The sequence below is a fragment of the Serratia sp. CY83965 genome, assembly GCF_052166375.1.
GTDB lineage: Bacteria > Pseudomonadota > Gammaproteobacteria > Enterobacterales > Enterobacteriaceae > Serratia > Serratia marcescens.
In genome coordinates this window covers 362,119-388,727 of sequence record NZ_JBJNOV010000004.1, presented here as the reverse complement: position 1 = coordinate 388,727, position 26,609 = coordinate 362,119, and the positions used below count along the sequence as shown (strand labels likewise).

21 protein-coding genes are annotated in these 26,609 nt (G+C 61.1%); all 21 read right to left on the bottom strand.

Annotated elements, in window-relative coordinates; genetic code table 11:
* Positions 1-100: 100 nt before the first annotated feature.
* Positions 101-1,186 (bottom strand): fatty acid desaturase family protein, encoded by a 1,086-nt coding sequence (locus ACJ8PL_RS12675; RefSeq protein WP_318669756.1) that lies wholly within the window; start codon positions 1,184-1,186, stop codon positions 101-103.
* Entirely contained in the window at positions 1,183-2,265 is a 1,083-nt protein-coding gene (locus tag ACJ8PL_RS12670) for a fatty acid desaturase family protein (protein ID WP_016927370.1), read from the bottom strand. The genes ACJ8PL_RS12675 and ACJ8PL_RS12670 overlap by 4 nt, the downstream gene beginning before the upstream one ends.
* Positions 2,258-3,391, bottom strand: coding sequence for a sterol desaturase family protein (locus ACJ8PL_RS12665; RefSeq protein ID WP_117286725.1), 1,134 nt, complete (start codon positions 3,389-3,391; stop codon positions 2,258-2,260). The genes ACJ8PL_RS12670 and ACJ8PL_RS12665 overlap by 8 nt, the downstream gene beginning before the upstream one ends.
* Entirely contained in the window at positions 3,388-4,005 is a 618-nt protein-coding gene (locus tag ACJ8PL_RS12660) for a phosphatase PAP2 family protein (protein ID WP_049299154.1), read from the bottom strand. The genes ACJ8PL_RS12665 and ACJ8PL_RS12660 overlap by 4 nt, the downstream gene beginning before the upstream one ends.
* Positions 4,002-5,288: a F390 synthetase-related protein gene (locus tag ACJ8PL_RS12655; RefSeq protein ID WP_033640061.1), complete on the bottom strand. Its 1,287-nt coding sequence runs from the start codon at positions 5,286-5,288 to the stop codon at positions 4,002-4,004. Before ACJ8PL_RS12655 ends, ACJ8PL_RS12660 begins: the two co-directional genes overlap by 4 nt.
* Complete coding sequence (locus ACJ8PL_RS12650) at positions 5,285-6,091, bottom strand: MBL fold metallo-hydrolase (RefSeq protein WP_442531196.1); 807 nt, start codon at positions 6,089-6,091, stop codon at positions 5,285-5,287. Before ACJ8PL_RS12650 ends, ACJ8PL_RS12655 begins: the two co-directional genes overlap by 4 nt.
* Positions 6,084-7,100, bottom strand: a complete 1,017-nt coding sequence (locus ACJ8PL_RS12645; protein WP_016927365.1) for an NAD-dependent epimerase/dehydratase family protein — start codon at positions 7,098-7,100, stop codon at positions 6,084-6,086. The genes ACJ8PL_RS12650 and ACJ8PL_RS12645 overlap by 8 nt, the downstream gene beginning before the upstream one ends.
* The gene (locus tag ACJ8PL_RS12640) at positions 7,097-8,104 is read right to left on the bottom strand and encodes a 3-oxoacyl-[acyl-carrier-protein] synthase III C-terminal domain-containing protein (protein WP_016927364.1); all 1,008 of its coding nucleotides are present in this window, start codon (positions 8,102-8,104) and stop codon (positions 7,097-7,099) included. Before ACJ8PL_RS12640 ends, ACJ8PL_RS12645 begins: the two co-directional genes overlap by 4 nt.
* Positions 8,105-8,377: 273 nt before the next feature.
* Positions 8,378-9,055 carry a respiratory nitrate reductase subunit gamma gene (gene narI / locus ACJ8PL_RS12635; protein ID WP_016927363.1) on the bottom strand — a complete coding sequence of 226 codons (678 nt, stop codon included), beginning with the start codon at positions 9,053-9,055 and terminating at the stop codon, positions 8,378-8,380.
* A 2-nt stretch (positions 9,056-9,057) separates the two neighbouring features.
* Positions 9,058-9,780: a nitrate reductase molybdenum cofactor assembly chaperone gene (gene narJ, locus ACJ8PL_RS12630; RefSeq protein WP_079451502.1), complete on the bottom strand. Its 723-nt coding sequence runs from the start codon at positions 9,778-9,780 to the stop codon at positions 9,058-9,060.
* Positions 9,777-11,321, bottom strand: a complete 1,545-nt coding sequence (gene narH, locus ACJ8PL_RS12625) for a nitrate reductase subunit beta (RefSeq protein WP_016927361.1) — start codon at positions 11,319-11,321, stop codon at positions 9,777-9,779. Before narH ends, narJ begins: the two co-directional genes overlap by 4 nt.
* The gene (locus tag ACJ8PL_RS12620) at positions 11,318-15,079 is read right to left on the bottom strand and encodes a nitrate reductase subunit alpha (protein ID WP_442531195.1); all 3,762 of its coding nucleotides are present in this window, start codon (positions 15,077-15,079) and stop codon (positions 11,318-11,320) included. The genes narH and ACJ8PL_RS12620 overlap by 4 nt, the downstream gene beginning before the upstream one ends.
* A gap of 292 nt (positions 15,080-15,371) precedes the next feature.
* Entirely contained in the window at positions 15,372-17,231 is a 1,860-nt protein-coding gene (locus ACJ8PL_RS12615; protein WP_079451504.1) for a carbohydrate-binding protein CenC, read from the bottom strand.
* A gap of 11 nt (positions 17,232-17,242) precedes the next feature.
* Entirely contained in the window at positions 17,243-17,986 is a 744-nt protein-coding gene (locus tag ACJ8PL_RS12610; protein ID WP_015378195.1) for a glycosyltransferase family 2 protein, read from the bottom strand.
* Positions 17,987-17,993: 7 nt separating this feature from the next.
* Positions 17,994-19,049, bottom strand: coding sequence for a glycosyltransferase family 4 protein (locus ACJ8PL_RS12605; protein WP_442531194.1), 1,056 nt, complete (start codon positions 19,047-19,049; stop codon positions 17,994-17,996).
* Position 19,050: 1 nt separating this feature from the next.
* Positions 19,051-19,956, bottom strand: a complete 906-nt coding sequence (locus tag ACJ8PL_RS12600) for a glycosyltransferase family 2 protein (RefSeq protein WP_016927357.1) — start codon at positions 19,954-19,956, stop codon at positions 19,051-19,053.
* A gap of 3 nt (positions 19,957-19,959) precedes the next feature.
* Positions 19,960-21,114: a hypothetical protein gene (locus tag ACJ8PL_RS12595; RefSeq protein ID WP_028127495.1), complete on the bottom strand. Its 1,155-nt coding sequence runs from the start codon at positions 21,112-21,114 to the stop codon at positions 19,960-19,962.
* Between the two features lie 6 nt (positions 21,115-21,120).
* On the bottom strand, positions 21,121-21,969 hold the full coding sequence (locus tag ACJ8PL_RS12590) for an ATP-grasp fold amidoligase family protein (RefSeq protein WP_028127496.1): 849 nt from the start codon (positions 21,967-21,969) through the stop codon (positions 21,121-21,123).
* The gene (locus ACJ8PL_RS12585; RefSeq protein ID WP_048795031.1) at positions 21,950-23,248 is read right to left on the bottom strand and encodes a flippase; all 1,299 of its coding nucleotides are present in this window, start codon (positions 23,246-23,248) and stop codon (positions 21,950-21,952) included. The genes ACJ8PL_RS12590 and ACJ8PL_RS12585 overlap by 20 nt, the downstream gene beginning before the upstream one ends.
* Positions 23,249-23,252: 4 nt before the next feature.
* Positions 23,253-25,433 (bottom strand): polysaccharide biosynthesis tyrosine autokinase, encoded by a 2,181-nt coding sequence (locus ACJ8PL_RS12580; protein ID WP_049299148.1) that lies wholly within the window; start codon positions 25,431-25,433, stop codon positions 23,253-23,255.
* Between the two features lie 27 nt (positions 25,434-25,460).
* Positions 25,461-26,594: a polysaccharide export protein gene (locus tag ACJ8PL_RS12575; RefSeq protein WP_049299147.1), complete on the bottom strand. Its 1,134-nt coding sequence runs from the start codon at positions 26,592-26,594 to the stop codon at positions 25,461-25,463.
* Positions 26,595-26,609: the final 15 nt, after the last annotated feature.

The following is a 26,609-nucleotide window of genomic DNA, read 5'->3' as shown; positions in this document are numbered from 1 at the left end:
CCTCCTGTGGTCGTTGATTCACCGAGGGAAAGTCTACTGGAACGCCAAATATCGTTCAATTAGTGAACTGCGTAACGCCTCGCACAATCCGCATGCAACGCTATTGCGGCTTGCGCCCCATCGCGCTGAGGAAACGTTGCTGCAGGCGCAGCAGCTCCTCCAGTTCCAGCAGGCGGTAGTCGATGCCGAAACGCGGCGCCACCTCGCCGATGATGCGGCTCAGCGCCGGGTAATGGCGGTGGCTCCAGTGCGGAAACAGATGATGCGTCAAATGCAGGTTCGCTCCGCCGAGCCAGTATCCCAGCCAGCGCGGCCGGGTCAGCCAGTCGAAGGTGGTGGCGAACACGTGGTGATACCAGCCGTGCGGCATCGCGCCCTGCGTCGGCGCCTGATAAAAGTTGGCCTTGGCCCAGTGGGTGCCGATGATCAACATCACGAACAGCAAGGAAGAAAGCATCTGGCTCAGCAAGTAGACCAGCAGAATTTGCCCGATGCCGATAGCCGGCGGCAGCAGCCAGAACGGGATCGCCAGCGCCAGCATCAGGTGCGCCGCCTTACCCGCCAGAAACGCGCACCAGCCGCGCGCGCCCTGCTGCGCCATGCGCGCCGCCACGCGGGTGCGGCCCGCCCTGTCCAGCCAATCGAACAGCCAGATGTAGTACGGGAACGTCAGCGCCGCCACCAGCGGCCAATAGTAACGCTGCGCGCGCATAAAGGGCCGCCAGCGCTGGAACGGCGTTTGCCGCAGCACGCCATTGGCGTCGATGTCGGGATCGTAATGTTCGATGTTGTTATGGGCATGATGGAACAGCACGTGCCGCACGCGCCAGCAGTCGGGATCCAGCCCCAGCGGCACGCTCACCAGGGCGTTCAGCCCGCGGTTGGCCCAGGGCCGACGGAAAAACGCGTTGTGCGAGGCGTCGTGCACCACGTTCACCGTCAGGAACATGCCGATAAAGATAAAACCGAAATAGCAGGCGAAAAATGCCCAGCCGTTCTGCTGCTGCAGGCCCAGCCCGTAACACAGGCCACACAGCGCCAGCAGCAGCGCCACCTTCGCCAACATGCCGCCGTCGGCGAAACGGTGATCGCCGTTGGCCGCCAGATAGTGCTGGGCGGCCTGCATCAGCGCGCGGTGCAACCCGCTGTCGTCGCGCCGATAGGCTAACGGACGCAGCGGTTTCACGGCTGCCCCATCCGGCGCAAAAAGCGCTGTTGTTGCGCCAGCAATTCACGATAGCCGATGCAGCGATACGCCATGCCGTGCCGCTGCGCCACCTCCGCCAGCGCCGCGGCCAACGCCGGGTAGTGGCGGTGATTCCAGCCGGGGAACAGGTGATGCGTCAGGTGATAGTTCAGCCCGCCGGTCAGGTGCTCCAGCCAGTGCGGCTCGGGTTGCCAGTCGCAGGCGGTGGCGAAATTGTGCCGGTACCAGCCTTGCGGCATGCTGTCACCCGTCGGCGCCGGGTAAAACTCGGCCTGCGCCCAGTGGGTGCCCAACAGCAGGAACACCACCAGCAGCGAGGCGCACATCTGGCCGACCGCATAGGCCAGCAACACCCAGCCCCAACCGATGCCGTGCTGGTGGCCCACGATCAGCGGCACCACCAGCACCAGCGCCACATGAAGCAACTTGCTCAGCACGAACAACGCCCAACCGCCGCGTCCCGCCAGCACGCGTTTTTCCCGCAGCGGCGTTTTATCGAGCCGATCGGACCAATCGAAAATCCACGCGATGTAAGGCAAGGAGAGCGCGGCGATCAGCGGCCAGTACAGATGCTGATAGCGCATATGCGGTCGCCAGCGCTGGAACGGCGTCTGGCGGAAAAAGCCATTCTCTTCGGTGTCCAGATCGTAGTGTTCGACGTTGGCGTAGACGTGGTGGTAATCCACGTGCCGCGTGCGCCAATAGTCCGGATCGACGCCCAGCGGCAGCGTCACCAGTCGCCCCACCAGGCGATTCGCCCAGGGCGCGCGCAAGAAGGCGTTATGCGAAGCATCGTGGTTGACGTTGACGTTGAGCAGCATGCCCATGGCCACGAACAGGAAATAGCAGAGGAAAAACGCCCAGGGCTGATGCTGCAGCAGGCTCAGCGCGTAAAACCCGGCACACAGCGCCAGCAACAGCGCAGCCTTGGCCAATCGCGCGGCATCGGCATAGCGATGATCGCCCGCCAGGCAGGCGTGCGCCGCGCGCTTGAGATCGCGGTGGAATGCCTGTTCGCCATCGGCGGGAAAACGCAGCGGCGGCAATGTTTCAGCCATGCGGTTCCTCCACGGCGGCCGGTGCGGCCCCCCGTCCCCAGCCCAGCGCGACGCACAGGGCATGCAACGCCACGGCGGCCATGGCGATATGCCAATAACGCTGCGGCCAGCCGAGGTAGCCGATAAACAGCAGCGGCATGCCCAACGCGACCAGCAACCAGACGGCGCTCGCCCAAGATCGCCCTTCCGTCATGCCGCCCAGCGCCACCGAGCCCAACGCCAGCAGCACCAGCAGCGCCATTTGCGGCCAGCTGATGTCGCCGTAGCCGTAACCGTATTGGTAGACGTAACCGACCACCAGCGAGAACAGCAGCATGGCGCCGCTGAATACGCTGAGCGCCGAACGGCGGTCGCGTGGCCGGCCCGGCGCCGGGCGCCATGCCATACGGAAATAGCGCAGGAACGGCAGATTGCTCGCCCAGAACGGGTTGGCGGATGGCCTGTCGCCGCTGACGCCGTAGCTGAACGGCGTGGTCGGCAATGCCGGGCAGAAGGTGCCGAACAGCTTGTCCCAGAAGATAAAGCTGCCGCCGAAATTCTTATTGGAATAGGCCATGTCCTTGACGTGATGCACTCGGTGATGCGCCGGCGTGACCAGGACTTTCTCCAGCACGCCAAGCTTCGGCGTCAGCGCGTTATGATTGAACAGCTGAATGCTGTAGTGAAAAATCGAGACCGCGACGAACACCGGCAATGGCACGCCCGCCAGCGCCAGCAGCAAAAAGAACGGGATCGACGTCAGTGACGAATACCAGGAGTTGCGCACCCCCAGCGACAGATTGAAATGCTCGCCCTGATGGTGCACCACATGCACCGCCCACAGCAGGCGGAAACGATGATGCAGACGGTGCAGCCAGTAGAAACCGAAGTCCCACGCCAGCAAAGCAAACAGCCACATCAACAGCGGCGGCCAGGCGTCCAGCAGCCCCAGGCTGAAATGCGCGGCCACGTAGCCGTAGCAGGTGATCTCCAGCCCGCGGAACAGCCACAGCATGATATGGCCGGAGTTCAGGTTGAACACCAGATCGTGCCAGTTGACCGGCTCGCGACGCCCCCACTGCAGCGCCACCGCCTCGGCCACCACGATGAACAGCATGAACACTATCGGCAATGCCAGATCGCTCATCCCACTTCTCCTTTAACCGCGCGCCGGCGCAGGGTGTTCATGCGCAGGGCCAGCCAGCCGGCGAACAGCGCCAGCAGCGCGCCGCCGGCCAAATCGACAAACAAATGCCGGCGCAGTTGCAGAATCGAGAACGCGATCGCCACGCCCCACAGCATCCACAGCGCCGTGCGCACTTTGCGCTCGCCGTCGCTCAGCGCCCACACCGCCAGCACCGTCAGCGCCATATGCAGCGAAGGCAGGCAGTTCTGCGGCGAGTCCACCTGGGTTAACGCCGCCAGCAGTTGCGCGCTGATCCCGACGCCATCGTTCTGCGGATAAGCCATGGTGGTCGGCCACAGCAGATAAACCGCCCCGGCGCCCAGCGCGGTGAGCTGCATCGCCCGCGTCAGCCATGTGACCCGCTGCAGCGGCGCCAGCAGATAGCCCGCCGGAACGATGAGGAAGAAAGAGAGATAGAGCCAGATGGCCGTGGGGCTGAACGGGATCGCCCGGTCAAGCGCCGACGGCGGCAGCAAGGTTCCCGCTCCCTGCAAGCGATCGGTCAGGCTATACACCACCCCGACCGTGCCCCAGCCGAGCAACATGTGTCCTAGTCTGAACAGCGTATTTTTCATGTTTCCTCCGCCTGGCGAACGATGCGCCGCCGCTTGCGATCGAACTGCGGCAGTACCGTCTGCGCCGTCAGCCGCCATTCGAGGCGCTCAGTGGCGATGCCCTGGCGAGCGAACAGCGCGATCAGCTGCGCCTGACAATGCGCCAACGCCGCCGGGCTGCAATCGGCAATCAATTCCAACCGCCGTTCGCCGCGCTGGATCAGGCGGTAATCGCTGGTCAGCGGCAGCGCATTGGCGATCGTTCGGCTGCAGGCATCGGCGAACACCGCCTGCGGTTGCCGCTGCGCATCGGGCAGCATCAGCTGATCGTCGCGCCGCCCCTCGATACGTGCGATCGCCCGCGTCGGTTGCCCGCACGGGCAGGGTTCCTTGCGCAGCACCAGTACATCGTCCAGCCGATAACGCACGATCGGCTGCGTGCTGCGGGTAAAGTCGGTGATCAACGGCGTAAAACGCCGTTCGTCGATCCACTGCGGTTCGATATGCAAAAACTCTTCGTTCAGATGCAGCGTACCGTGCGCGCAGGTCGCGGCAAGAAATCCTTCGGTGGCCTGATACACTTCGCCGACCGCCGGAAATACCTGCAGCAGCAGGCGGCGGTCCTGCTCTTCCAACACCTCGGCCACCGAGATCGCTTTTTTGACCGGCAATTTCACCTGCCCGGCCAGCACCGCCAGCGCCAAGGCGCGCAGCACCTGCGCCGGGGCCACGATGATGCTGGGCGCCTGCCGTTCCAATGCGGGCAAATGCTCGCTGAACGGCGCAAGCAGATCGTAAAACGCCAGGCTCAGCCAACGGTTGTTCACGCTGTGATAGAGATTATTGTCCGCCCGCAGAAACAGCGCAACGCGCTCGCCGGCCAACAGCCCGTCCGGCAGCATTTTCGCCAGCATGCCGCCGGCCCACACCTGCTGCTCGCGCGGGCTGACGACAAACACGCCGCGCTGCCCGGAGGTACCGGACGACAATCCGACGCTGTAGCGCCCGATCTTCGGCGTGAAATCGCGATCCGCCTCGCTGCGCTGCGCGCAGGCCAGCACCGCATCGCGCTGCAGCCCGGCGGTGTTCATCCGGTCGAACTGCGCCATCATCAGCGCCTTGTCCATCTGCGGCCATTCGGCGAACGGCCGGCGGCTGAAACGCTGAAAATAGGGGCTCTTGCTCAGCACCCGGCGGGCAAAGCTCTCAAGCTGCCGGGCCTGATGCGCCTCCAGCGCCGCACGATCGCCAAAGCGCAGGCGCCGGGCGCGGAAATAGTGCCAAAGGGTCATGAAAGGGATCACAGATCCCCCTCGTGGCACAGCAAAATGTTGACCTGCCCGCCCGCCCACAGCTGGTTGAGCCGCTCCAGCGTGCGGGTGTACGCCGCCGCATCGTCCATCACCAGATTGGCCAGGCGCGAAGGCCCGCGCAGCGTCTGGTAACTCTGCGGCGACCAAGCCGCGTCGCTGGCCAGCAGCGTCCAGCCGGCGTCGGTGAGAATAAAGGCGCCGATATGGCCGGCCGCATGCCCCGGCAGCGGTACCAACACGATCTGCCCTTCGCTGCCCGGCAGCGCGTAACCGCGATCGAACGGCGCCAGCAGCGCGGGCAACGCCACCGAGGGAAAAGCCTCCATAAACTGCAGGCGGCTCTCGAAATCCGCCGGGATCAGGCCGGGAATAAAGGCGCGCTTCAGCGCCGCGAAACCGCGCAATCCACGGGTTTGCCGCCAGCCTTCGCCGGAGCAAATAAAGTCGAGTTGGCTGAAATCCTGCAGCCCGGCGATGTGGTCCGCGTGAAAATGCGAGACGATCAGCGACTGAATATCGCCCTCGGCGTAACCGGCTTCGCGCAGTTGGTGCGCCAGCGACTCGGCGGGATCGAAATAGACCGGCGTCATGCGGCGATAAAGGCTGAACACCCCCGACTGCGTGTGCTGCTGAAAATAACGCGCGTAGCCGGTATCCCACAACCAGCGGCGCTCCCCCACCTCCAGCAGATAGGCGCGCGCCGGGAATTTGCATACCCGGAACCCGGCGCCGCGCAGCGCCATGCAGCCGATATGCGTGCAATAGCCCACTTCAAAAACGGTGACCTTAGCCATGCTGTCCGCCTCCTTGCCGCCGCAGCCACTCGCCGGTCAGACGAATGCCCTCTTCCATCGAATAACGCGGCCGATAGCCCAACTCTTCGATCGCACGAGTCTGGTTCAGCGTCATGTCAAAATGCACCGCCGCCACGCTGTAGCGCGTCAGCAGCGGTTCCTTGCCGCTCAGCGTCGCCCACAGCTCCATGCCGCCGGCCAGCGTATGCAGCAGCGGATAGGGCACGGCCTGCAGCCGGTAACTCAGCCCCAGCTCCTGACGCAGCAGCGCATCCAGCATCTCCGCCAGCCGCTGCGGTTGGTGGTTGGTGATGTTGTACACGGCGCCGGACGGCAATCCGCGCTGCCGACTGGCCAGATCCATCGCGTGCACCACGTTGGGGGCAAAGGTCAGATCCAGCAGCGCTTGTCCGCCGCCGGGCAATCGCAATACGCCGCGATCGCGTTCAAGCTGCTGCAACAGCCGCGGCACGATCACCCGATCGTGCGGGCCAAACAGGCCGCGTGGCCGCAGCATAATGTAGGTGGTTTGCGGATAGATCTTCGCCTGCGCCAACAGGCGTTGTTCGGCGGCGTGCTTGCTGGCGGCATAGTGATTGGCGAAGCGCCGGGCGCGGTAACCCTCGTCAAGATCGTAATGCGGCTGAAAATCGAAGTAGATTGCCGGCGTGGAGATATGCACGAAGCGCCGCACGCCGCAGCGCCCCGCCGCCTCCGCCAGCTTCTCCGTCGCCGCGGCGTTGATGCGGTGAAACTCCGCTTTGCCGCCCCAGGGGGAAGACTTGGCCGCGCAGTGCCACACCCACTCGCAGTCGGTCACCAACTGCCGGCACTGCTGCGGCGTCGCCTGCGCCAGATCGAGCGCACAAAACTCGGCGCCCAGCTGACGCAACGCTTCGCCGGCCCGTTCATCGCGGCCGGTGGCGCGCACCTGATGTCCGGCTTCCAGCAGCCACTGCGCCGCGTTGCGCCCCAGCCCGCTGGTCGCCCCGGTGACCAGCACCCTCATGGCAGCAACACCATGCCGGCCAACGCCAGCCCCGCGGCGGTGCCGATCAGCATCACCGGCTGGCCGGGGTTGAAGCGCCCGGTGGTCACGGCGGCATGCAGCGCCGTCGGGATGGACGCCGCCACCTGGTTGCCGTGGTGGCGGTAGATATCTACCAGCGCCTCGCTCGAAACGTGCAGCCGCTTGCGCATGTGTTCGAGCGACAAATGGCTGGCCTGATGCGGCACCACGGTGGCGATCTGCGCCAGGGTCAAGCCGCTGGCGCTCAGCAGCCGATCGAGGTAGCCCTCTATCAGCGCCGACGCCTGACGGAACAGCGGCTTGCCCTGCATATGAAACAGGAAGTCTTGCTCGCACATGCCGGCGCGCGGGTTGCGGCGCGTGCCGCCGGCGCGGATCTCGCAAAGTTCGCTGCCGCCGGGGTAGGTTTCCACCAGGCTGGCGAGGATGCCGCTGGCGCCGTCGCCGCGCTCTACGATAGCGCAGGCGGCGCCGTCGCCGAAGATCAGCGACGACTCTTCATGCTGCCAGTCGATGCCGCGTGAAGCGAGATCCGCTGAGACGATGGCAATACGCCGATACGTTCCGGCGTTCAGCAGCCCCGCCGCCACCTGCAGCGCAGAGATAAAGCTGACGCAGCTGCTGTTGATGTCGAAGCCTGGCGTGCCCGCCGCCAGCCCCGCCACCTTGAGAATATGCGCGGCGGTGCACGGCAATGCCTGCACCGAAATCGCCGAGGCGGAGATCAGCAGATCGATCGAGTCTGCCGGAATGGCGCGGCGAGCCAGCGCATCTTGCAGCGCAGCGGCGGCGAGCTCGGCCTGGCTGGCGTCGTCGGCGGCGTGATAGCGGTAAACGATGCCCGAGCGTTTTTCAACGTAACCGGCCGGTTTCCCCAAGCGAGCGTCGAGCGTAGAGGAGGCCACGCGGTTGGGCGGCAATGCGGCCCCGGTGGCGATGATTTTCAGAGGCAACAGCTCGGGTGAGCGACATTGTGTGGTCATTATTGTTATTGATTAACCTGACTATCCATAAAGCGATTCTCCCGCACGGCACTAAGGCCACGCGGATCATCCCCGGTTTTTATGTCCCAAAATGCCTTTCATCAAGGCGGTATCTCTTGTTATCGACTACCACGGGCCGACGTCCGTCGGCGGAAGCATAAGCGTAACATAACTGAGATAGTGAGTTTACGACAAGGCGGCGAGAATGGGCAGACGGCGGGGGAATTATCGGAATAGCGCCGCCGCTGGCGATCGGCGGCGGCGGGGTCAGGCTCAGCGGCGGTTGCGCACCAGCTGATAACGGCGGGTCAGGTACTCTACCGGCGCGCTCCAGATATGCACCAGGCGGCAGAACGGGAACAGCACGAACAGCGTCATCCCCAGCACCATGTGCAGTTTGAAGATCAGCGCCACCCCTGCCAGGTGCGCAGAGGCGCCGGCGTGGAAGGTCACTACCGCCTGCGCCCAGGCCACCAGCTTCATCATTTCGCTGCCGTCCATATGCTGGGCGGAGAACGGAATGGTCAGCAGCCCCAGACACACCTGCACCACCAACAACGTCAGGATCATGATGTCGGCGAAGCTGCTGGTGGCGCGTACCCGCGGGTTGGTCAACCGGCGCTTCAGCAACAGCGCGCCGCCGATCAGCGTCATCAGGCCACAGGCGCCGCCGGCGATCATCGCCAGCTTCTGCTTCACGTCGATCGGCAGGAAGGCCTCATACATCCAGTGCGGCGTCAGCATGCCGAGGAAGTGGCCCGCGAAGATGCCGATAATGCCAATGTGGAACAGGTTGGACGCCAGCCGCATGCCCTTTTTATCCAGCATCTGGCTGGAGCCGGCGCGCCAGCTGTACTGCCCGTAGTCGTAACGCAGCCAGCTGCCGATCAGGAACACCGCGCCGGCCAGATAAGGGTAGATATCGAAGAAGAACTGATTCAAAAATTGCATGATTAGCGTCCTTTGGTTCCGGTTAACGCATCCGTCAGGTCCAGATACTGTGGCGCCACCGCGCCGGCGAAGCGCCGCTGGTGCGCCGTCTGCTGGGCGGAGGCGCAGCCTTGTTCGCCGAGAAACTTGATCTGCTCCTCTTCCCACACCGCATCCAGCGCCTGCGGCGTATCGTCGCGCGCCTCTTGCGCCACCTGCATCTCCAGCGCCTGGGCCTGCACCTCGCTGCCGGACAGCGCCAGCAGCAGATCAAACAGCACCGCGTACGGGCTTTCGCGCTGCTGCAGACGCGCGCCCAGCAGCGCCAGGATCGGCGCGATGTCCCGCAGCCCTTCCCGCGCCTGCGCCGCGCTGCGGCTGGCCAAATACTCCAGGTACAGCGGCAGGAAGTCCGGCAGCTCACGGCTGTCGATCTCCAGCCCGGCGGCGCGGTACTGCGCCATCAGGTCAACCATCGCCTGGCCGCGATCGCGCGACTCGCCGTGCACATGCTCAAACAGCAGCAGCGAGGTGGCGCGGCCGCGATCGAACAGTTCGCAATAGTCAGCCTGCGCGTCCAGCAACGGGCGCGCGCACAGGCGGCGGATAAACAGAATCAGCTGCGCGCTGTGGTGCAGATCCAGCTCGCTGGCCGGCTCCAGCGCTTCGATCAGCGCCTGCTGATGGTCAAACAGCGCCTGCTCCGGGTAATCCAGCAGGCGGGCGATCACTTTCAGGCTGATCATGAGGCATCCTCCGGCCGCGCGGTTTTCGCGGTCACGTCGATGGCATCGATACGGCGGCTGTTGAACAGATTGAACTTGCCATCGCTGCCGTGGCAGCCGTCGCCGAAGCTGAAGCCGCACCCCTTGCTTTCCGGGAAGGCTTCGCGCGCCAGCTCGCGGTGGCTCGACGGCACCACGAAGCGATCTTCATAGTTGGCGATCGCCAGGTAGCGATACATCTCCTGCGCCTGCGCTTCACTCAGACCGACCTGCTCCAGCGCGCTGGTGTCCACCACGCCGTCGACGGTTTCCGCCCGCTTGTAGTGGCGCATCGCCAGCATGCGTTTCAGCGCCAGCAGCACCGGCTCGGTATCGCCGGCGGTCAACAGGTTCGCCAGATACTGCACCGGGATGCGCAGGCTCTCGACGTCCGGCAATACGCCGCTGTGCGCCAGCTCGCCGGCGTCGGCGGCCGATTGAATCGGTGACAACGGCGGCACGTACCACACCATCGGCAACGTGCGGTATTCCGGGTGCAGCGGCAGCGCCAGCTTCCAGTCCATCGCCATTTTGTACACCGGCGACTGCTGAGCGGCTTCAATGACGCCCTGCGGCACGCCGTCCGCCAGCGCCTGAGCAATCACCTTCGGATCATGCGGATCGAGGAAAATATCGAGCTGACTCTGGTACAGATCCTTGTCGTTCTCCACCGCCGCCGCCTGCTCGATGCGATCGGCGTCGTACAGCAGCACGCCGAGATAGCGGATGCGGCCCACGCAGGTCTCCGAACAAACCGTCGGCTGGCCGGCTTCGATACGCGGATAACAGAAGATGCACTTCTCGGACTTGCCGCTTTTCCAGTTGAAATAGATTTTCTTGTACGGGCAGCCAGTCAGGCACATGCGCCAGCCGCGGCACTTGTCCTGGTCGATCAGCACGATGCCGTCTTCGCCGCGCTTGTAGATCGCCCCGCTCGGGCAGGTGGCGACGCAGGCCGGGTTGAGGCAGTGTTCGCACAGGCGCGGCAGATACATCATGAAGGTGTTTTCGAACTGGCCGTACATCGCCTTCTGCAGGTTGTCGAAGTTCTTGTCCTGCGAACGTTTTTCGAACTCCCCGCCGAGGATCTCTTCCCAGTTCGGGCCGCTTTCGATCTTGTTCATGCGCTGCCCGGTGATCAGCGAGCGCGGGCGCGCCACCGGCTGGTGCTTGCCCTGTTTGGCGGTGTGCAGATGCTGGTAGTCGTAATCGAACGGCTCGTAGTAGTCGTCCAGCGCCGGCACGTCCGGGTTGGCGAAGATTTTCGACAATACGCCGACGCGGCTGCCCATGCGCGGCTCCAGCTTGCCGTTGATTTTACGGATCCAGCCGCCCTTCCATTTTTCCTGATCTTCCCAGGCGTGCGGATACCCGACGCCGGGCTTGCTTTCCACGTTATTGAACCAGGCGTACTCCATACCCTCGCGGCTGGTCCAGACGTTTTTGCAGGTGACCGAACAGGTGTGGCAACCGATGCACTTGTCCAGATTCAGCACCATGCCGACTTGCGAACGAATTTTCATTTGCTGTTCTCCTGCTGACTGCCCTGCGCGTAGTCGTTGCCTTCGTCGTCCAACCAATCAATGCGGTTCATCTTGCGCACCACCACGAACTCGTCGCGGTTGGAACCGACGGTGCCGTAGTAGTTGAAGCCGTAGGCCAACTGCGCATAGCCGCCGATCATGTGGGTCGGCTTCGGACAGGCGCGAGTCACCGAGTTGTGGATGCCGCCGCGTTGGCGAGTGATCTCCGAGCCCGGCAGATTCACAATGCGCTCCTGTGCGTGGTACATCATGGTCATGCCGGCCGGGATACGCTGGCTCACCACCGCGCGCGCCGTCAGCGCGCCGTTGGCGTTGAAGGCCTCGATCCAGTCGTTGTCCGCAATGCCCAGATCTTTGGCGTCGTCTTCGCTCAGCCAGACGATCGGGCCGCCGCGCGACAGCGTCAGCATCAGCAGGTTGTCGCTGTAGGTGGAGTGAATGCCCCACTTCTGGTGCGGCGTCAGGAAGTTCAGCGCCTTCTCCTTGTTGCCGTTCGGCTTGCTGTTCAGCAGCGGCTGCGCGGCGCGGGTGTCGATCGGCGGCCGGTATACCAGCAGGCTTTCACCGAAGGCGCGCATCCACTCATGGTCCTGATACAGCTGTTGACGGCCGCTGAGGGTGCGCCACGGGATCAGCTCGTGCACGTTGGTGTAGCAGGCGTTATAGGAAACGTGTTCGTCCTCCAGACCGGACCAGGTCGGGCTGGAGATGATTTTGCGCGGCTGCGCCTGAATGTCGCGGAAGCGAATTTTCTCGTCTTCCTTGTTCAGCGCCAGATGCCGGTGATCGCGGCCGGTGACGTTGCTCAGGGCTTCCCAGGCTTTCACCGCCACCTGGCCGTTGGTTTCCGGCGCCAGCGACAGGATCACTTCCGCCGCGTCTATCGCGCTCTCGATCTTCGGCCGCCCCGCCGCCGGGCCGTCGGCCTTGACGTAGTTAAGCTGCTTGAGGAAGTCGACCTCGGTTTGGGTGTTCCAACTGATGCCCTTGCCGCCGTTGCCCAGTTTGTCCAGCAGCGGCCCCAGTGAGGTAAAGCGCTCGTAGGTGGCCGGGTAATCACGCTCCACCGCGATGATGTGCGGCGCGGTTTTACCGGGGATCAGATCGCACTCGCCCTTCTTCCAGTCCTGTACGCCGTAAGGCTGCGCCAGCTCGGCGGCGGAGTCGTGCTGGATAGGCAGGGTCACCACGTCGGTTTCCTGGCCCAGATGGCCGACGCACACCTCGGAGAAGGCCTTGGCGATGCCCTTGTAGATTTCCCAGTCGCTCTTCGAGTCCCAGGCCGGATCGACCGCCGCCGACAGCGGATGAATGAACGGGTGCATATCGGAGGTGTTCATGTCGTCTTTTTCGTACCAGGTGGCGGTCGGCAGCACCACGTCGGAGTACAGGCAGGTGCTCGACATGCGGAAATCGAGCGTCACCACCAGATCCAGCTTGCCTTCGCCGCCCTGCTCGCGCCATTCCACTTCCTGCGGCATCACGCCGCCCTGCTGGCCGAGATCTTTCCCCTGGATGCCATTTTCGGTGCCCAACAGGTATTTGAGCATGTACTCATGACCCTTGCCGGAGGAGCCCAGCAGGTTGGATCGCCAGACGAACAGGTTACGCGGGAAGTTCTGCGGATTGTCCGGCTGCTCGGCGGCGAAGCCCAGCGAGCCGTTCTTCAGGCTGTCGACGGTAAATTCGACCGGCGATTGGCCGGCCGCGCGTGCCTGCTCCGCCAGGCGCAGCGGGTTAGCGCCCAGCTGCGGCGCAGACGGCAGCCAGCCCATGCGTTCGGCGCGCACGTTAAAGTCGATCAGGCTGCCGCCGAAGCGCGACTTGTCCGCCAGCGGCGACAGCAGCTCGTCGGTGCCGACGGTTTCATAGCGCCATTGACTGGAATGGTTGTAGAAGAACGAGGTGCTGTTCATGTGGCGCGGCGGGCGCTGCCAGTCGAGGCCGAACGCCAGCGGCAGCCAGCCGGTTTGCGGCCGCAGTTTTTCCTGGCCGACGTAGTGCGCCCAGCCGCCGCCGCTCTGGCCGACGCAACCGCAGAAGATCAGCATATTGATCAGGCCGCGGTAGGTCATGTCCATGTGATACCAGTGGTTGACGCCGGCGCCGACGATGATCATCGAACGGCCGTGGGTCTTCTCGGCGTTTTCCGCGAACTCGCGGGCAATGCGGATGATGTTGTGGCGCGATACGCCGGTGATCTGCTCGGCCCAGGCCGGGCTGTAAGCCTTGACCTCGTCATAGTCGGCTGCGCAGTTGGCGTCGCCCAACCCGCGTTCCAGGCCGTAATTGGCCAGCGTCAGATCGTACACGCTGGTCACCAGCGCTTCGCTGCCGTCCGCCAGCCGCAGGTGTTTCACCGGCAGCTTGTGCAGCAGGATCTCGTCCAGCGCCACGCTGTTGAAATGCTCGCTGTCGGCGCCGCCGAAGTACGGGAAACCCACCTCGGCGACGTCGTCATGCATGCCCAACAGGCTGAGCTGCAGCTCGACTTCCTGTTGCGCCTTGCCTTCACGCTGTTCCAGGTTCCACTTGCCCTTCTCGCCCCAGCGGAAACCGATGGAGCCCTGCGGCGCCACCAGATCGCCGCTGCGGCTGTCGATAGCGACGGTTTTCCACTCGGGGTTGTTTTCCTGGCCCAATCCGTCCACCAGATCGGCGGCGCGCAGCAGGCGGCCGGCGGCGTAGTGGCCGCCTTCACGCGGCTCCAGCAGCACCAGCATCGGCATGTCGGTATAACGGCGCACATAGTCGCGGAAGTAGCCGACTTCGCGATCGAGATGGAACTCTTTCAGCATCACGTGACCCATCGCCAGCGCCATCGCGCTGTCGGTGCCCTGCTTCGGATTCAACCAGTGGTCGCACAGCTTGGCGACTTCGGCATAGTCCGGCGTCACCGCCACGGTTTTGGTGCCCTTGTAACGCACTTCGGTAAAGAAGTGGGCGTCCGGGGTGCGCGTCTGCGGTACGTTGGAGCCCCAGGCGATAATGTAGGAGGAGTTGTACCAGTCGGCGGATTCCGGCACGTCGGTCTGCTCGCCCCAGGTCATCGGCGAGGCCGGCGGCAGATCGCAATACCAGTCGTAGAAGCTCAGGCAGGCGCCGCCGATCAGCGACAGGTAGCGGGCGCCGGCGGCGTAGGACACCATCGACATCGCCGGGATCGGCGAGAAGCCGATAATGCGGTCAGGGCCGAAGGTTTTAGCGGTATAGACGTTGGCGGCGGCGATCAGTTCATTGACCTCTTGCCAGCTGGAGCGGACGAAACCGCCGCGGCCGCGCGCCACCTTGTAACTTTTGGCTTTTTCCGCATCGCCGACGATAGAGCCCCAGGCCGTGACCGGATCGCTGTGCTGCGCTTTCGCTTCGCGCCACAGTTTGAGCAGACGCTTGCGCATCAGCGGGTATTTCAGCCGGTTGGCGCTGTACAGGTACCAGGAGTAACTGGCGCCGCGCGGGCAGCCGCGCGGTTCATGGTTGGGCAGATCGGGACGGGTGCGCGGATAGTCGGTTTGCTGGGTTTCCCAGGTCACCAGACCATTCTTCACGTAGATTTTCCAACTGCAGGAACCGGTGCAGTTCACGCCGTGGGTGGAACGCACCACTTTGTCGTGCTGCCAACGGCTGCGGTAGCCGTCTTCCCAGTCGCGGTTAGTGTTCAAGGTCTGGCCGTGCTCGCCAGAAAAAGGCTCCGCCAACTGCTTGAAATAGCGGAAACGGTCTAAAAATTTGCTCATCCGGAATGCTCCTGAAGGCTCTTGTCGTTATAAGAAGACATGCTCAATCTGCCGCCAGCCTACTGACGGCCAACCGGCGGCAAATTGATTGCGATCAAGAGAAAGCGGGAGGCGACGCGCGCGTCGGGGGTGAAATACCACCAAAGTATAGGTGCGATAAATTAGGTTAATTAATTGAATTAAAATGAATAAAGGAGAATATCAAGATGAAGGCGGACAGCTGGGAGGCAAGGCGGGGTATTTGGGGGTAGGACGCGGGAGAAACCTCCCGCGTGATGCTGACTCGTCGCTTTCAGCGTTGAAGCCACAGCGTCGCGGTACCCACGGCGGGCAACGTCAGCTTGACCTCCGTGCCCTCTCCCTGCTGCCGCCAACCCGCCGGAAGGCGCAAGCGGGTGCTTCCCTCTCGATAGTAAGGATTGGCTACCAGCAGCAAGGCGCGATCGCCCAGAATAAACATCCGCGCCGGCATTTGCGGGTCGCTTCCCGCCAGCGGCGTCGATTTTCCCGTCAGCAGATAAGGGGTGAAGGCGGCGATTTGCTGCGACACGGCAGCCACGCCACGCCAGGTGGCGTCAAACTCCCGTTGGTCGAAGCGGCCGGTTTTACGCTTATAAAACAGATCGGTATAAGAATAAAACAACAGCCCCTTGGCGCCGCCGATCAGCGCCTGCCAGGCCTGATTGCGAATTTCCGCCTCTGACGGCGGATGTGGCTTGCGGCGGGCGTCATAAGCGGCGTGATCCATGATTTGCATCACCACCCAGGCCCCGCGTGCCTGGCGGGCGGCCTGCACCGTCAGTTCGGTATAACGCGTCGTGCGCGTCAGATCGCGATCGTTCCCCACAGGGTAAGGGTCGGTCGCCAAAATGTCGCTGCTGTTAAAGTAGGCGTCCAACTCCCCGGTTTTGTTCAACACCTGGAAGGTGGGATGATCGCCGTCAAGCCGCTTTATTTGCAGGTTTTTTTCCTCGATCTTATCGAGATATTCCGGCCCCAGTTCATCGTTGATGTACCAGGCGAGCAGGTTGGGCTGAGAGCGCAAGCGCTGCACGTACCAGGCCGTCATCGCCGCGTAGTCGCCACCGCGCGCGGCCGGCGCGAAGCGGCTGCCGCGGTACTGATCTTTGACGGAGTAAATAACCAGCAGCCCGCGCTTGCCTGCGTTGCGGAAAAAGGCGTAAGGATCTTTCTTTTCCCCATAATCATAATTCAGCACCGTGTTGAATCCCGCCGAGGCGATGCGCGCCAAATGCTCATCGGTAGCCACGTTGGCGTAAATGCCCAACGGAAAAAGCCGTTGACCATCGCGCAGGGTAAAGCCTTCGCTGTCGATCGCGACTTTGGCCGCAGGCTGCCCGACGCGAAAAGACAGCTCGCTGCCCTGTGCCGGCTGGGATTGCTGACCGGTGACCTGCTGACGCAGGCGGTATTCCCCCTGTGCCAGGCCGGCCGGCGGTTGGTATTCGATACGGCGCTGCCCTTCAACCTGATAACGGTCGCGGCTACGGTGAACAACCTGCCCCTCGGCATTGAGCAATTCGCTGTCGACCTGCAAATGCTGCGGCTGCGCAGTGACGACCAACGTGTCGACCTTTCCCTGCGCCGACGCGCCGAGCTGATACAACGCCGGCATAGACGCGCGAGCACACGCATAGGCGTCGTCAAACCAGGCGGTACCGGTGCTCCCCTTACGCAGATAAACGCCAAAAGTGATTCGCGCGGCCTGCGGCGGCACGGTATAGCTGGCGTTCACCTGCCGCCAGCCGCTGTCGCCGGTCACCCCAGCCGGATAACTGCCTTCCAGAAAGCGCCCCTGCGCATCAAAGCTCTGCAGATAAACCCCAGCCCCGCCGTCGCGGCTTTGCCCGCGCACGCCGCGGGTCTTGAGCCAGACGCCGAAATCTATCGTCTGTCCGGGCTCAACCTGCAGCGCCTGGTTGAAGGTACGGTATCGCGCTATATCTGCATTGTCATAACGCAGACTCCCCCTGCCACTGTGCGTATCGCCGTCGGCCTGCGCGCCCTGCGCTCGCCAGCCGCTGAGCCCCTGCTCAAAGCCGGGGTTGGTCAACAGATTGGGTTGGCAGTTCTGCGCCAGAGTCGCTGCGCCCCACAAGGCGCAACAGCCCAGAGCCGCCCGCTGATACATCCCCCTTATGGTCATTTCCTTTTCACCACGGCATTGAACAGATAGGTGGCGAACAAATAGCAGGATTTCTGGTAAGACAGCCCCAAATGCTGACGGTAAATCCGCCATTGCCAGTCCGCAGCGCGGATTTTGTTGCCCGACAGCGAATGGGTAGACAATCGGTAACAGGCCAGCGGTTCGGGAATGCAGTAGGCCAGGCCGTTACGCGCCTTCTGCAGCACCGCCAGCCACATCAAGTAGTCCTCATGCCCCACTTTTTGCTGATATACCTTACCGATGCGCTTCTGGTTATAGATGCCGGTGAGATTGCCGATCCAGTTGCTTTTCAACATGTCCTGATAGCCGATAAGCTCATCCGCACCACGGGTGTTTTTGATCAATTTCAGGTCGTCTTCGAAGGTGTAATAATGGGAACACACCACGTCATAGCGGCGGGTTTGCAAAATGCTCGCCTGGCGCGACAGCTTGTTGGGGAGCCATACGTCATCACTGTCGCAGAAGGCGATATAGTCCCCGCTCGCCGCCTCAATGCCGATGTTGCGCGTTTCCGCCACGCCCTGGTTATGCTCATTGCGTATATAGGTGAGGCGATCGTGGATAAACGGCCGCACCACCTCGGCGGTGTTGTCGGTGGACGCATCATCGATCACATACAGGTGATAGTCGGTAAATTGCTGATTCAGCACGCCAAGGATCGATTCTTTGATAGAGTTTGCCGCGTTGTAGGCGGGCATTATCACGGATATCTTTTCCATTCTGTCCTCACTCAATGAGCTGTTGCCACTGGGGATAAATACGTTCGGGAGAAAAACGGCGAGACTTATCTAGCGCGGCGACAGAAAAGCGATCGCGCAGGTCCGGGTCGCGCATCAGTTCGAGCACGCCTTCGCTGAAGGCGGCGGCATCGTCATCGGGCACCAGATAGCCGTTGACGCCGTTGTCTATCAGCTCGGCCGGGCCGGTCTTGCAATCGTAGGCCACCAACGGCAGGCCGAAACTCATGGCTTCGATCAGCACCATCGGCAACCCCTCATAGCGCGACGTCATCAAATACAGACTGGCCTGGCGATAATAGGCCGCCACGTCGGCGGTGGCCGGCAGCAGGCTCACCTGCCGCTCCAGCCCGGCGCCTTTAATCTGCCGCCGCAGTGCGTCACGCTCAGGGCCGTCGCCAATAATCAACAGCCGCCAATCCGGCATTTGCGCCGCCACCCCGCGCCACAGCGCGATCAGACGATCGAAGCCTTTCTGATTGCTCAACCGCCCCACCGCCAGCGCCACCTTTTCCTGCAGCGCCGGCGTCGGCGCCTGTGCGCCGAACGGCGAAACGTTCTCGATCACCCGGCATTTCCCGGCGCCCACCCAGCGAGCGATGGCGTCGCGATCTTGCCGCGTCAGGAAAATCACGCGATCGCCCAACCGGTAAACCAACAACTTCAGCCATTTAAATACGCGCGGATACTGGTGAAAGCTGACGTGCTCGCTCAATAACAGCCGGCTGCGGGCACAGAACAAACGTAGAAAAGGCGTCATCACCACCGACAGTTTTCCCATGGAAACGGTAATGATCGCGTCCGCGCGTTCACGCCGCAGTGCGAACGCCAGCCGCCATGGCCAGAACAGCGAATCGCCGCCGCCACAGCGTAGCCGGACGTGGCTCGCCAGCGGAAAGAAGCTCCGCTCGCCACACAGCGAAAACACCGCCACCTCGTAATTCGGCAGACGCGCCAGCGCATTGGCCAAACCGCTGGCGACCCGTTCAGTGCCGCCCTTGCCCGCCATATTTTCGATGACGATGATTACCTTGCGTGCTTGCATATCATCTCCTGAATCCCTGGCGCACATTGCGCAACAGCCGGCCGCCAACCGAGAACAACCCCAGCCGCGTCAGACAATCGCCATACCATTTAATCATCTTGAACTTGCCGCTCAGGCTGTGCCGCACGATGCGCGACGAGTAATAATTGAACGCCTGGGCGTTTTCCGAATACAGCGAGGCCAGCAGGTGCTTGCAGGCGAATCCGCTGATATGGCGATCGCTGGGGCTGAGGAAGGTATTGATAAAGCGGTCGCTGGCCTCCAGATTAAGCTTCGCCGTCATGCGTCCGTAACGCCCCACGTCGAGAAACACCCCGCCACCGGCGTCATACGCCACTTGCGCGCCCAAATTGGTGGCGTTGACCAGAAAGCCCCAATCCTGATGCTTGTTGAGAAACTCGGGAAATAAAAAGCGGCGATCGCTTTTTTTACGCATGCTGATGGTGGATGACCGAATATCGCCCATTTCCAGAAAAAGAAAATCCTCGCCGGAAGAACCGGATTTGTAGTGAAAGTTGAAGTCGCGTACCGAATCGCCGCTCACCTCTGCATAATTACCGAAGATAATATCAATATGGCGATCTTCATGCTTCTTCATGCGGCGAATAATATAGTTGGTAGTAAAGTAATCATCCGAATCGAGAAAAAACACGATCTCCGATTGCGCTAAATTGGCGCCCAGGTTGCGCGATACCGCCGCATTGCTCTTCTGTTTTTTCTCATGTAGCATCACGTTGCTATTAGTCGCCGCCATCTGGCGAATATATTTGATATCATCCTCGTCAGAGCAATCATCAACCAAAATCACCTGATAGTCGAACCCTTGGCAAGCGCTGAAAATCCGCTTCAGAGTTTTAGGCAGGTAACGCGCACTATTATAAATAGGGATCACGATCGAGAAATCCATTTCTTAACCCTCCAACTTAGAATTTATCATTTCTTTTCCACGGCAAAGCAGCAATAACGACACGTTAAATACCGGGACCAAAAAATAGGTTTCCGTAAAAGTTGTCAGCAGAAAAACAACCACCACCCAGCGCATGAATCGACTCAGCCTGCGCATATTACCCAACAGGTGAAAATAACAAAAAAGCATGACAACAGAGGCGATCCCACCAGCCGAATAAAACATGGCGATGAAGAAGAAATCGACCGGCTTATAGGGTTCGATATTCATGCCGAACAGCGGATTGGGTAGCCCCACCGCCTGAAACATCTGCCAGGAGAACCAGATGCGCCCGGTCAACGCTTGGTTCAACAGCGCATCCAATGCCGGATTGCTCCCCCAGCGTATAACGCTGGCGAACTGGAAGCCTACGATGGCCAACGTCAGCGCAATGCAGACTTTTCTATTGGGGGTAAAACGCAACAGCGGCGCCAGCCAAAACAGCAACAACATCAACAGTGCCAACATAAAACAGGTGCGGGAATAGGAATACATCAGCACCGGGATAATTAACGCCGACACCGCCAGTGAGGCGATATTTTTCATTCCACGCGTTAATTTCGCATGGTCGATCAGGCACAGCAGCATGGCGAACAAGGCAAAAGAATAATACGCCAAGGTATTCGGGTTATCGAAACCCAGCGTTAATCTGTTGCCATAGCGCTCATCAAGGTAAACAAATCCATTGGTGTAAAAGGTATAAGGGATAACCATCAACAGCCCGGCAACCACAAAAGCGATAGCGAACATTTCAGCGCCGCGCACCATCTCGATGCGGCGGAATAAAATTATCACCGCAGAGCTGAATACCGCGCCAAAAAGGTAATCGCCATGTCCGGTGGCGATATTAACCAGAAACAGCAGAACCAAAAAACCCGCAACCGCTTTTTCCGCCATCGTAGCGATGAAAAATGCATAGCCGACATAGAGCAACATCAGGGCATTGAGCCCCATCACGGTTTTATTAATCAGCTCGCTGTTGAACGATCCCGAGGTCAGGAAAGTTTTCACGAAAAAGATCAACAGGAAGGTCAATATGATTGATTGATTGACCAAATCCCGCGACTGATTATAACCAACATTGGCATGCATGTGAAAATTGGAGGCGACTCTCTGCATAAGCGTTTACTCAGTAAAATAACTGCCCCATTCCTGCTCGATGTTTTCCGGCTTAAGCTTGCTTAATCCCGCACCAGGCGTAAACGTCAATTCACCGAAATAGACCTTCTCACCGACCTGGTAGAAATCCACGCGGACATAAGAGAACTGCTGCGCAACCTGGCGAGCCAAACGCGTCATTTCTTCCAGCCGCGTAGGTCGCGGCATCGGTTCGTCGGCATTCGGCAAGTTGATGCGGATTTCGGTGCGGTTCCAGTCGAGATCAAAAATATCGCGCCGATGGGTGCCGAAACGCTGGTAATCCACCTGGATAAACATGCGAATTTCATGGTTGTCGTTGAAACAATGAAATTTGATATCGTTCGGCACCTGCTCACCATCCAGCAACATGCGTTCCACCATGATGCAGGGTTCGATGTCCAGATAATGCTTTTCGCGACTCTGCTCGTAAAAGTTGCTGCGCATCCACGAACTGCTGAGATCGTACAATTCCGCGTAGCTAACCTGTTGCTTGTCGAACACCAACCGGTTATAGCCGCTGCCATGGTTGGCCTTCAGCACGAAGGCGTCTGGCAACTGCCTGAACGTGTCGTAGCTGAGTTCAGTGCCATGCGCATACAGCTCCACCAGATACTCTTCGCCCCACAGGCCGGCAATAAATTCGCGGACCTTGTATTTGTCCGACAAGGTGGTGTAGATGCTGCGCGGATAAATTTTGCGGCGCATGATCTTTTCGCTGAAGCCGGTCGGTTTTGACAGGTGCGGCAATTTTTTGAAATAGAGCGCGTATTTAACCTGATGGTGCCAGGCATCGGGCAGGCGCTTGGAAATGCTTTTAACCAGGGTGTTTAACATGCTCTCTCCTTAATTTGCTGACAAGACGCGGCAGGCAGTAAAAACAGGTCAGCTGCAGTCGGGTAATTTTCCCGCCACGGAATAAACTGTTCAGAACGAAGAACGAAATGAATTCCGCCAGTAGCGTAGACACCGCAGCGCCGGTCAGGCCGTAACGCGGGATCAGCAGCAGATTCATCGCCACGTTCAGCAGAGCCACCAACGGCATCTTGATGGCGATAAAGCGATAACCGGCGAACAGCACGATGCTGCGATACGAAACCGTCCCCATCACTGAGAACAGCGAGGTCAGCGTACAAATAGCCAGGATGTCGGCAGCCGGTTGAAAAGCGGCGCCATACAGCAGCGCAATAGCCGGGTGGGCGAACCACCACAGACCCAGCAGCACCGGCAACGACAGGCCCAATACCACCAGATAAAGCACCCGGATGCGGTACTCCTGCTCCAACGGGTCGCGACAGTTGGCAATACCCGGCATCAACGAGGTGATCAGCGCCATCGGCACAAAAACCCACCCCTGGCTGAGGGTGGTCGCGGCGCTGAACCAGCCCACCGCCTGCTCGCCGACCAGATTGCCCAGCATGATTTGATCGATGCGGGTATAAATCACTATCGCCAGACTGGAGATGGCCAACGGCAGGCCCACTTTCAGCAAATAACGGCCATAGCGCCCGGCCTGGCGCGGCGTAACCCGCGGCGAGGCCGCAGCTTCCCCACGAAATAGCCAGAGGCGCACCAGATAAGGTACGGCGCTGCTGAGGATGTAGGGTACCGCGAACCACACCAGCGGCAGCGCGGCGCTCACCAGCGCCAGCCGCAGTCCGATCGACAACAGCAGCGCCAGGTTGTTGATCAGCGTATTGCGTTTCGACTGCAGGCGGGCATCGTAATAAATTTTGTACACGTCCTGAATCGAGAAATAGGCGCTGATAAGCAGCAATAGCGTCATCAATTGACCGGCTGGCGGCTGGCTGAAATAGCTCCATATCAGCATCGGCAGCGCCACCACCAGGAACAGCCGGCGGCGCAAACGCATCGAAGCCAACATCAGGCGAATGCCGCTCGGCGGGCGGCGGGCGACGCGGTTGAAAATGATGCTGTCGGCGCCCAGCTGCACCAGCGGCACCACGATGGCGATCGTCGCCAACAGATAGTTGAGAGCGCCAAACTGGGCGGGCCCCAGATAGCGCGCAACGTAAATGGAGACGAAGATGCCGGACAAACTGAGCGAAACGCGTTCCAGCATCAGCCACAGGGCATTGGTGATAATGGCCTTCACCCGCTTATTCCTCTGCCTGCCGCTGATCTTCCCGATGGCTTGGATAGGCGAAGTTGTAATAGCTCATGTCGGTCGCCGCCCTTTTCACGATGCCGTTGAGGATTACGCCTCTGATCGCCACGCCATTCTGTTCGAAACGGCGCATGCTGGTTTCGATCTGCTTGACGGTGTTCACCTCAAAACGCACCACCAACAGTGACGTACCGGCGTGATTGCCGACGATGGCCGCGTCCGTCACCGCCAGAATCGGCGGCGTATCGATCAGCACCAGATCGTAGTTTTGCCCGGCCCAGCGCAGGAAATCGGCGAAACGGCGATGCATCAGCAGCTCGGACGGGTTCGGCGGCACCTGACCACGTGGCACGAAGTCCAGATTGGCGATGGCGGTTTTCCGCACCGCCTGTTCCGTCATCACTTTGCCCACCAGCATGTCGGACAGCCCTTGATGAGCGTCGTCCGATAACCAACGATGCAAAAATCCTTTACGCATATCCGCATCGATCAACAGCACCCGCTGCCCGGCCTGCGCCACCACCACCGCCAGGTTGGTGCTGGTAAAACTCTTGCCGCTTTCCGGACTGGCACCGGAGACCATCAAAATGTTGTTTTTGGCCTCCAGCATGGCGAAATGCAGGCTGGTGCGCAGGCTGCGAATGGCCTCCACCGACAGATCCGCCGGCTCGACCACCGCCAGGATCGGCAGGCGACGACCGCCGGATTTGGGCAACAGCAGGCGTTGTTCGCGATTGCGTTTCGCCTGCCATGGCGACAGCGGCACGGTGGCGTAGACGTTGATGCCTCGCTTCTCCAGCGTATCGATATCATTGATGCCGCGATGGAAGGCCGTGCGCAGCAGCACCACGGCCGCGGTGCCCGCAGCGCCCAGTATCAACGCCAACAACACGATTAGCATCTTTTGCGGCTGAATCGGTCGGATAGCGGTTTCCGCCTCGTCGACGATGCGAATATTGCCCACCGTGCCGGCCTTGCTGATGCTCAGCTCCTGCTGTTTGTTCATCAGTTGCATGTAAACCTGCTGATCCACCTGCACGTCGCGGGTGAGACGCAGGATCTCCTGCTGCATTTTCGGCAGCGTCTGTACCTGTTTGCCGAGCCGCGCCTTTTCCGCCTCCAGCGTGGCGCGCTTTTCCATCAGCGCCCGGTAAGCCGGGTGCACGCGGGTATAAAGCTTGGAAATCTCCGCCTCCTTGAAGGTCAGCTCGTTGAGCTGGGCTTCGAGCTGCACCTGAGTGTCCAGCACCGACTTGGCTTCCAGCGACAGATCCACCGAATCGTTTTGCTGGCGGAACTGGTTGAGCTGGTTTTCGGCGTTGTTCAACGAGGTTTGCGTTTGCGGCAGCTGCTCCTGCAGGAAGGCCAGCATTCTCTGCGCCTCTTCCGTTTTGCGATCCACGTTCTGCTGCAGGTAGTTATCGGTGATGTTCTTCAGCACCGCCTCGGCACGCTGCGGATCTTCACTCGGCAGCGTAAACGTCATGATGCCGCTGTCCTTGCCGCTCGGCACTACGCCCAGGTATTTACGCAGATCGTCCACCGCTTCTTGACGCGCGACTTTAACCACGGTGAAACTGGTGCCCGGCGCCGCATCCAGCGCCGAAACGGTCATGCTCCACTCGCCCTGCGCCACCGGTTGCCCAACCACGCCGCTGAACAATTTGGCGCCGTCATGGCTCAGCTCGTAATGTTGCCCATCGCGCACCGTCAGCGTCAGCGCTTCGCCCTGCATGTCCGCCGGCGTTGTCAGCGTACCGATGTCCAATACCGGCGTCTTTTCACCGCTCAGTCGGGCAAAACCTTTACCGAATACCGGGAAATAGTCCGGTTCGACGCGCACCGTCAGGCCGAGGGCATCCACCGTTTTGCCGAGCACGTAGCGCGACTTGACCAGCGTCACCTCATCCTGCGTCGTCGAATTTTGCCCCAGCGAACTGTCCAGCGTTTCACGCAGCAGCGAATCGCCGGACAGCTGATTCTCCACCTGCACCACCGCCGTGGCCTGATACACCGGGGTAGCCAACAGGGCGTAGGCGACGCCCAGCGCACCGGCCACGCCGGTCACGACGGCGATCCGCCAGCGGTTATCCCACAGCGGCCCTACCAGACGCTCCCACTCCAGCTTTTCATCTTGTTCGGCCACCATCACGGACAGCGCATTGTTTTTCATCTTCTGTTCCTTATTCACCCTGCGGAGTTACCAGTTGCGCACGCGCAAGGTAGCCTCGCTGAGATCGTTAAAACTGCTGATGGTCGGCACCAGCTGGCTGATCAAACGGTTCCAGCGCGCGATAGGCGCCGCGGTGACGTACACGACGTCGTAAGGGTGCAGCTGAAATTCAGCGCCCATCGCCAGCGCGCTGGCGTCGGAGAGATCGAACTGATACAGCGTCGCCAGCCGCTGCGGGGGGTTGCCGCCGCTCGGCCGGATCACGAACACCCCGGTCGCATCCGCCACCGTCTGGCTGATCCCTTCGGAAGATCCGAGGGCTTCGGTCAGGGTCATGCCGCTGCGATCCATCTTCAGCGTCGCTTGCTTGCCCACCTCGCCCATCACGAACACTTTCAAGTTGTCATTGCGCGGAATGTAGAGGATGTCGCCCGGCTGCAGCAGCGCGTTCTGGCTGATGTCGCCACGCTGCATCAGCGCCTGCAGCGAGATGGCCCGCTCTTTGCCCTGATGCGTCAGCACCACGTTGCGCCAGTCGGCATTGTCCGTCAGGCCGCCGGCGGCGTTGATCGCATCCAGAATGGTCAGCGGTACGTTGGTGATCGCCTGCTGACCGGAGGTTTTCACCTCACCGGTCACATAAGCCTTCTGCGAGCGGAACGCGGCGATGCTGACATCCACCTGCGGGCTTTCCACATACTGCGCCAGACGGCCGGCGATCAGGCTGCGCACTTCGGTGACGGTTTTACCCACCACCGCCACGCGCCCGATATAGGGGTAAAAGATCGTGCCATCCGCATGCACCCAGTTACCGGTGTCGCTGGCGCTGCGATATTGCCCGGCCGGCGTGGTCAACTCGGGGTGATCCCAGACGGTGACGTTCAACACGTCGCCGACGCCGATACGGTATTGGTAGCTCTGCAACCGCTGGTCCAGCGCCGGATTCGGCTGGGCGACCGGTTCAACGCGCCGCATTTTCTGCAGCAGCATCGGTGACATGCGGTAGACCTGTACCTGGCTGTTCAAATCGAAATCGTCGTCTTGTTGCACGACGATGGCTTTTCCGCTGGTCGGTAAATGTGAGCCGGGAACCACCGTACAACCGCTCAATAACGCGGAGGTGAAGGCCAACGGCATCAAAAGAGGCAAATGAAAATTCATGGAAGTACCGTGATA

Excerpts from the sequence above, each read along its gene's own strand:
- ACJ8PL_RS12670 (WP_016927370.1), bottom strand. The coding sequence starts at position 2,265 with ATGGCTGAAACATTGCCGCCGCTGCGTTTTCCCGCCGATGGCGAACAG.
- ACJ8PL_RS12665 (WP_117286725.1), bottom strand. The coding sequence starts at position 3,391 with ATGAGCGATCTGGCATTGCCGATAGTGTTCATGCTGTTCATCGTGGTG.
- ACJ8PL_RS12660 (WP_049299154.1), bottom strand. The coding sequence starts at position 4,005 with ATGAAAAATACGCTGTTCAGACTAGGACACATGTTGCTCGGCTGGGGC.
- ACJ8PL_RS12650 (WP_442531196.1), bottom strand. The coding sequence starts at position 6,091 with ATGGCTAAGGTCACCGTTTTTGAAGTGGGCTATTGCACGCATATCGGC.
- ACJ8PL_RS12645 (WP_016927365.1), bottom strand. The coding sequence starts at position 7,100 with ATGAGGGTGCTGGTCACCGGGGCGACCAGCGGGCTGGGGCGCAACGCG.
- ACJ8PL_RS12640 (WP_016927364.1), bottom strand. The coding sequence starts at position 8,104 with ATGACCACACAATGTCGCTCACCCGAGCTGTTGCCTCTGAAAATCATC.
- narI (WP_016927363.1), bottom strand. The coding sequence starts at position 9,055 with ATGCAATTTTTGAATCAGTTCTTCTTCGATATCTACCCTTATCTGGCC.
- narJ (WP_079451502.1), bottom strand. The coding sequence starts at position 9,780 with ATGATCAGCCTGAAAGTGATCGCCCGCCTGCTGGATTACCCGGAGCAG.
- narH (WP_016927361.1), bottom strand. The coding sequence starts at position 11,321 with ATGAAAATTCGTTCGCAAGTCGGCATGGTGCTGAATCTGGACAAGTGC.
- ACJ8PL_RS12620 (WP_442531195.1), bottom strand. The coding sequence starts at position 15,079 with ATGAGCAAATTTTTAGACCGTTTCCGCTATTTCAAGCAGTTGGCGGAG.
- ACJ8PL_RS12615 (WP_079451504.1), bottom strand. The coding sequence starts at position 17,231 with ATGTATCAGCGGGCGGCTCTGGGCTGTTGCGCCTTGTGGGGCGCAGCG.
- ACJ8PL_RS12610 (WP_015378195.1), bottom strand. The coding sequence starts at position 17,986 with ATGGAAAAGATATCCGTGATAATGCCCGCCTACAACGCGGCAAACTCT.
- ACJ8PL_RS12605 (WP_442531194.1), bottom strand. The coding sequence starts at position 19,049 with ATGCAAGCACGCAAGGTAATCATCGTCATCGAAAATATGGCGGGCAAG.
- ACJ8PL_RS12600 (WP_016927357.1), bottom strand. The coding sequence starts at position 19,956 with ATGGATTTCTCGATCGTGATCCCTATTTATAATAGTGCGCGTTACCTG.
- ACJ8PL_RS12595 (WP_028127495.1), bottom strand. The coding sequence starts at position 21,114 with ATGCAGAGAGTCGCCTCCAATTTTCACATGCATGCCAATGTTGGTTAT.
- ACJ8PL_RS12590 (WP_028127496.1), bottom strand. The coding sequence starts at position 21,969 with ATGTTAAACACCCTGGTTAAAAGCATTTCCAAGCGCCTGCCCGATGCC.
- ACJ8PL_RS12580 (WP_049299148.1), bottom strand. The coding sequence starts at position 25,433 with ATGAAAAACAATGCGCTGTCCGTGATGGTGGCCGAACAAGATGAAAAG.
- ACJ8PL_RS12575 (WP_049299147.1), bottom strand. The coding sequence starts at position 26,594 with ATGAATTTTCATTTGCCTCTTTTGATGCCGTTGGCCTTCACCTCCGCG.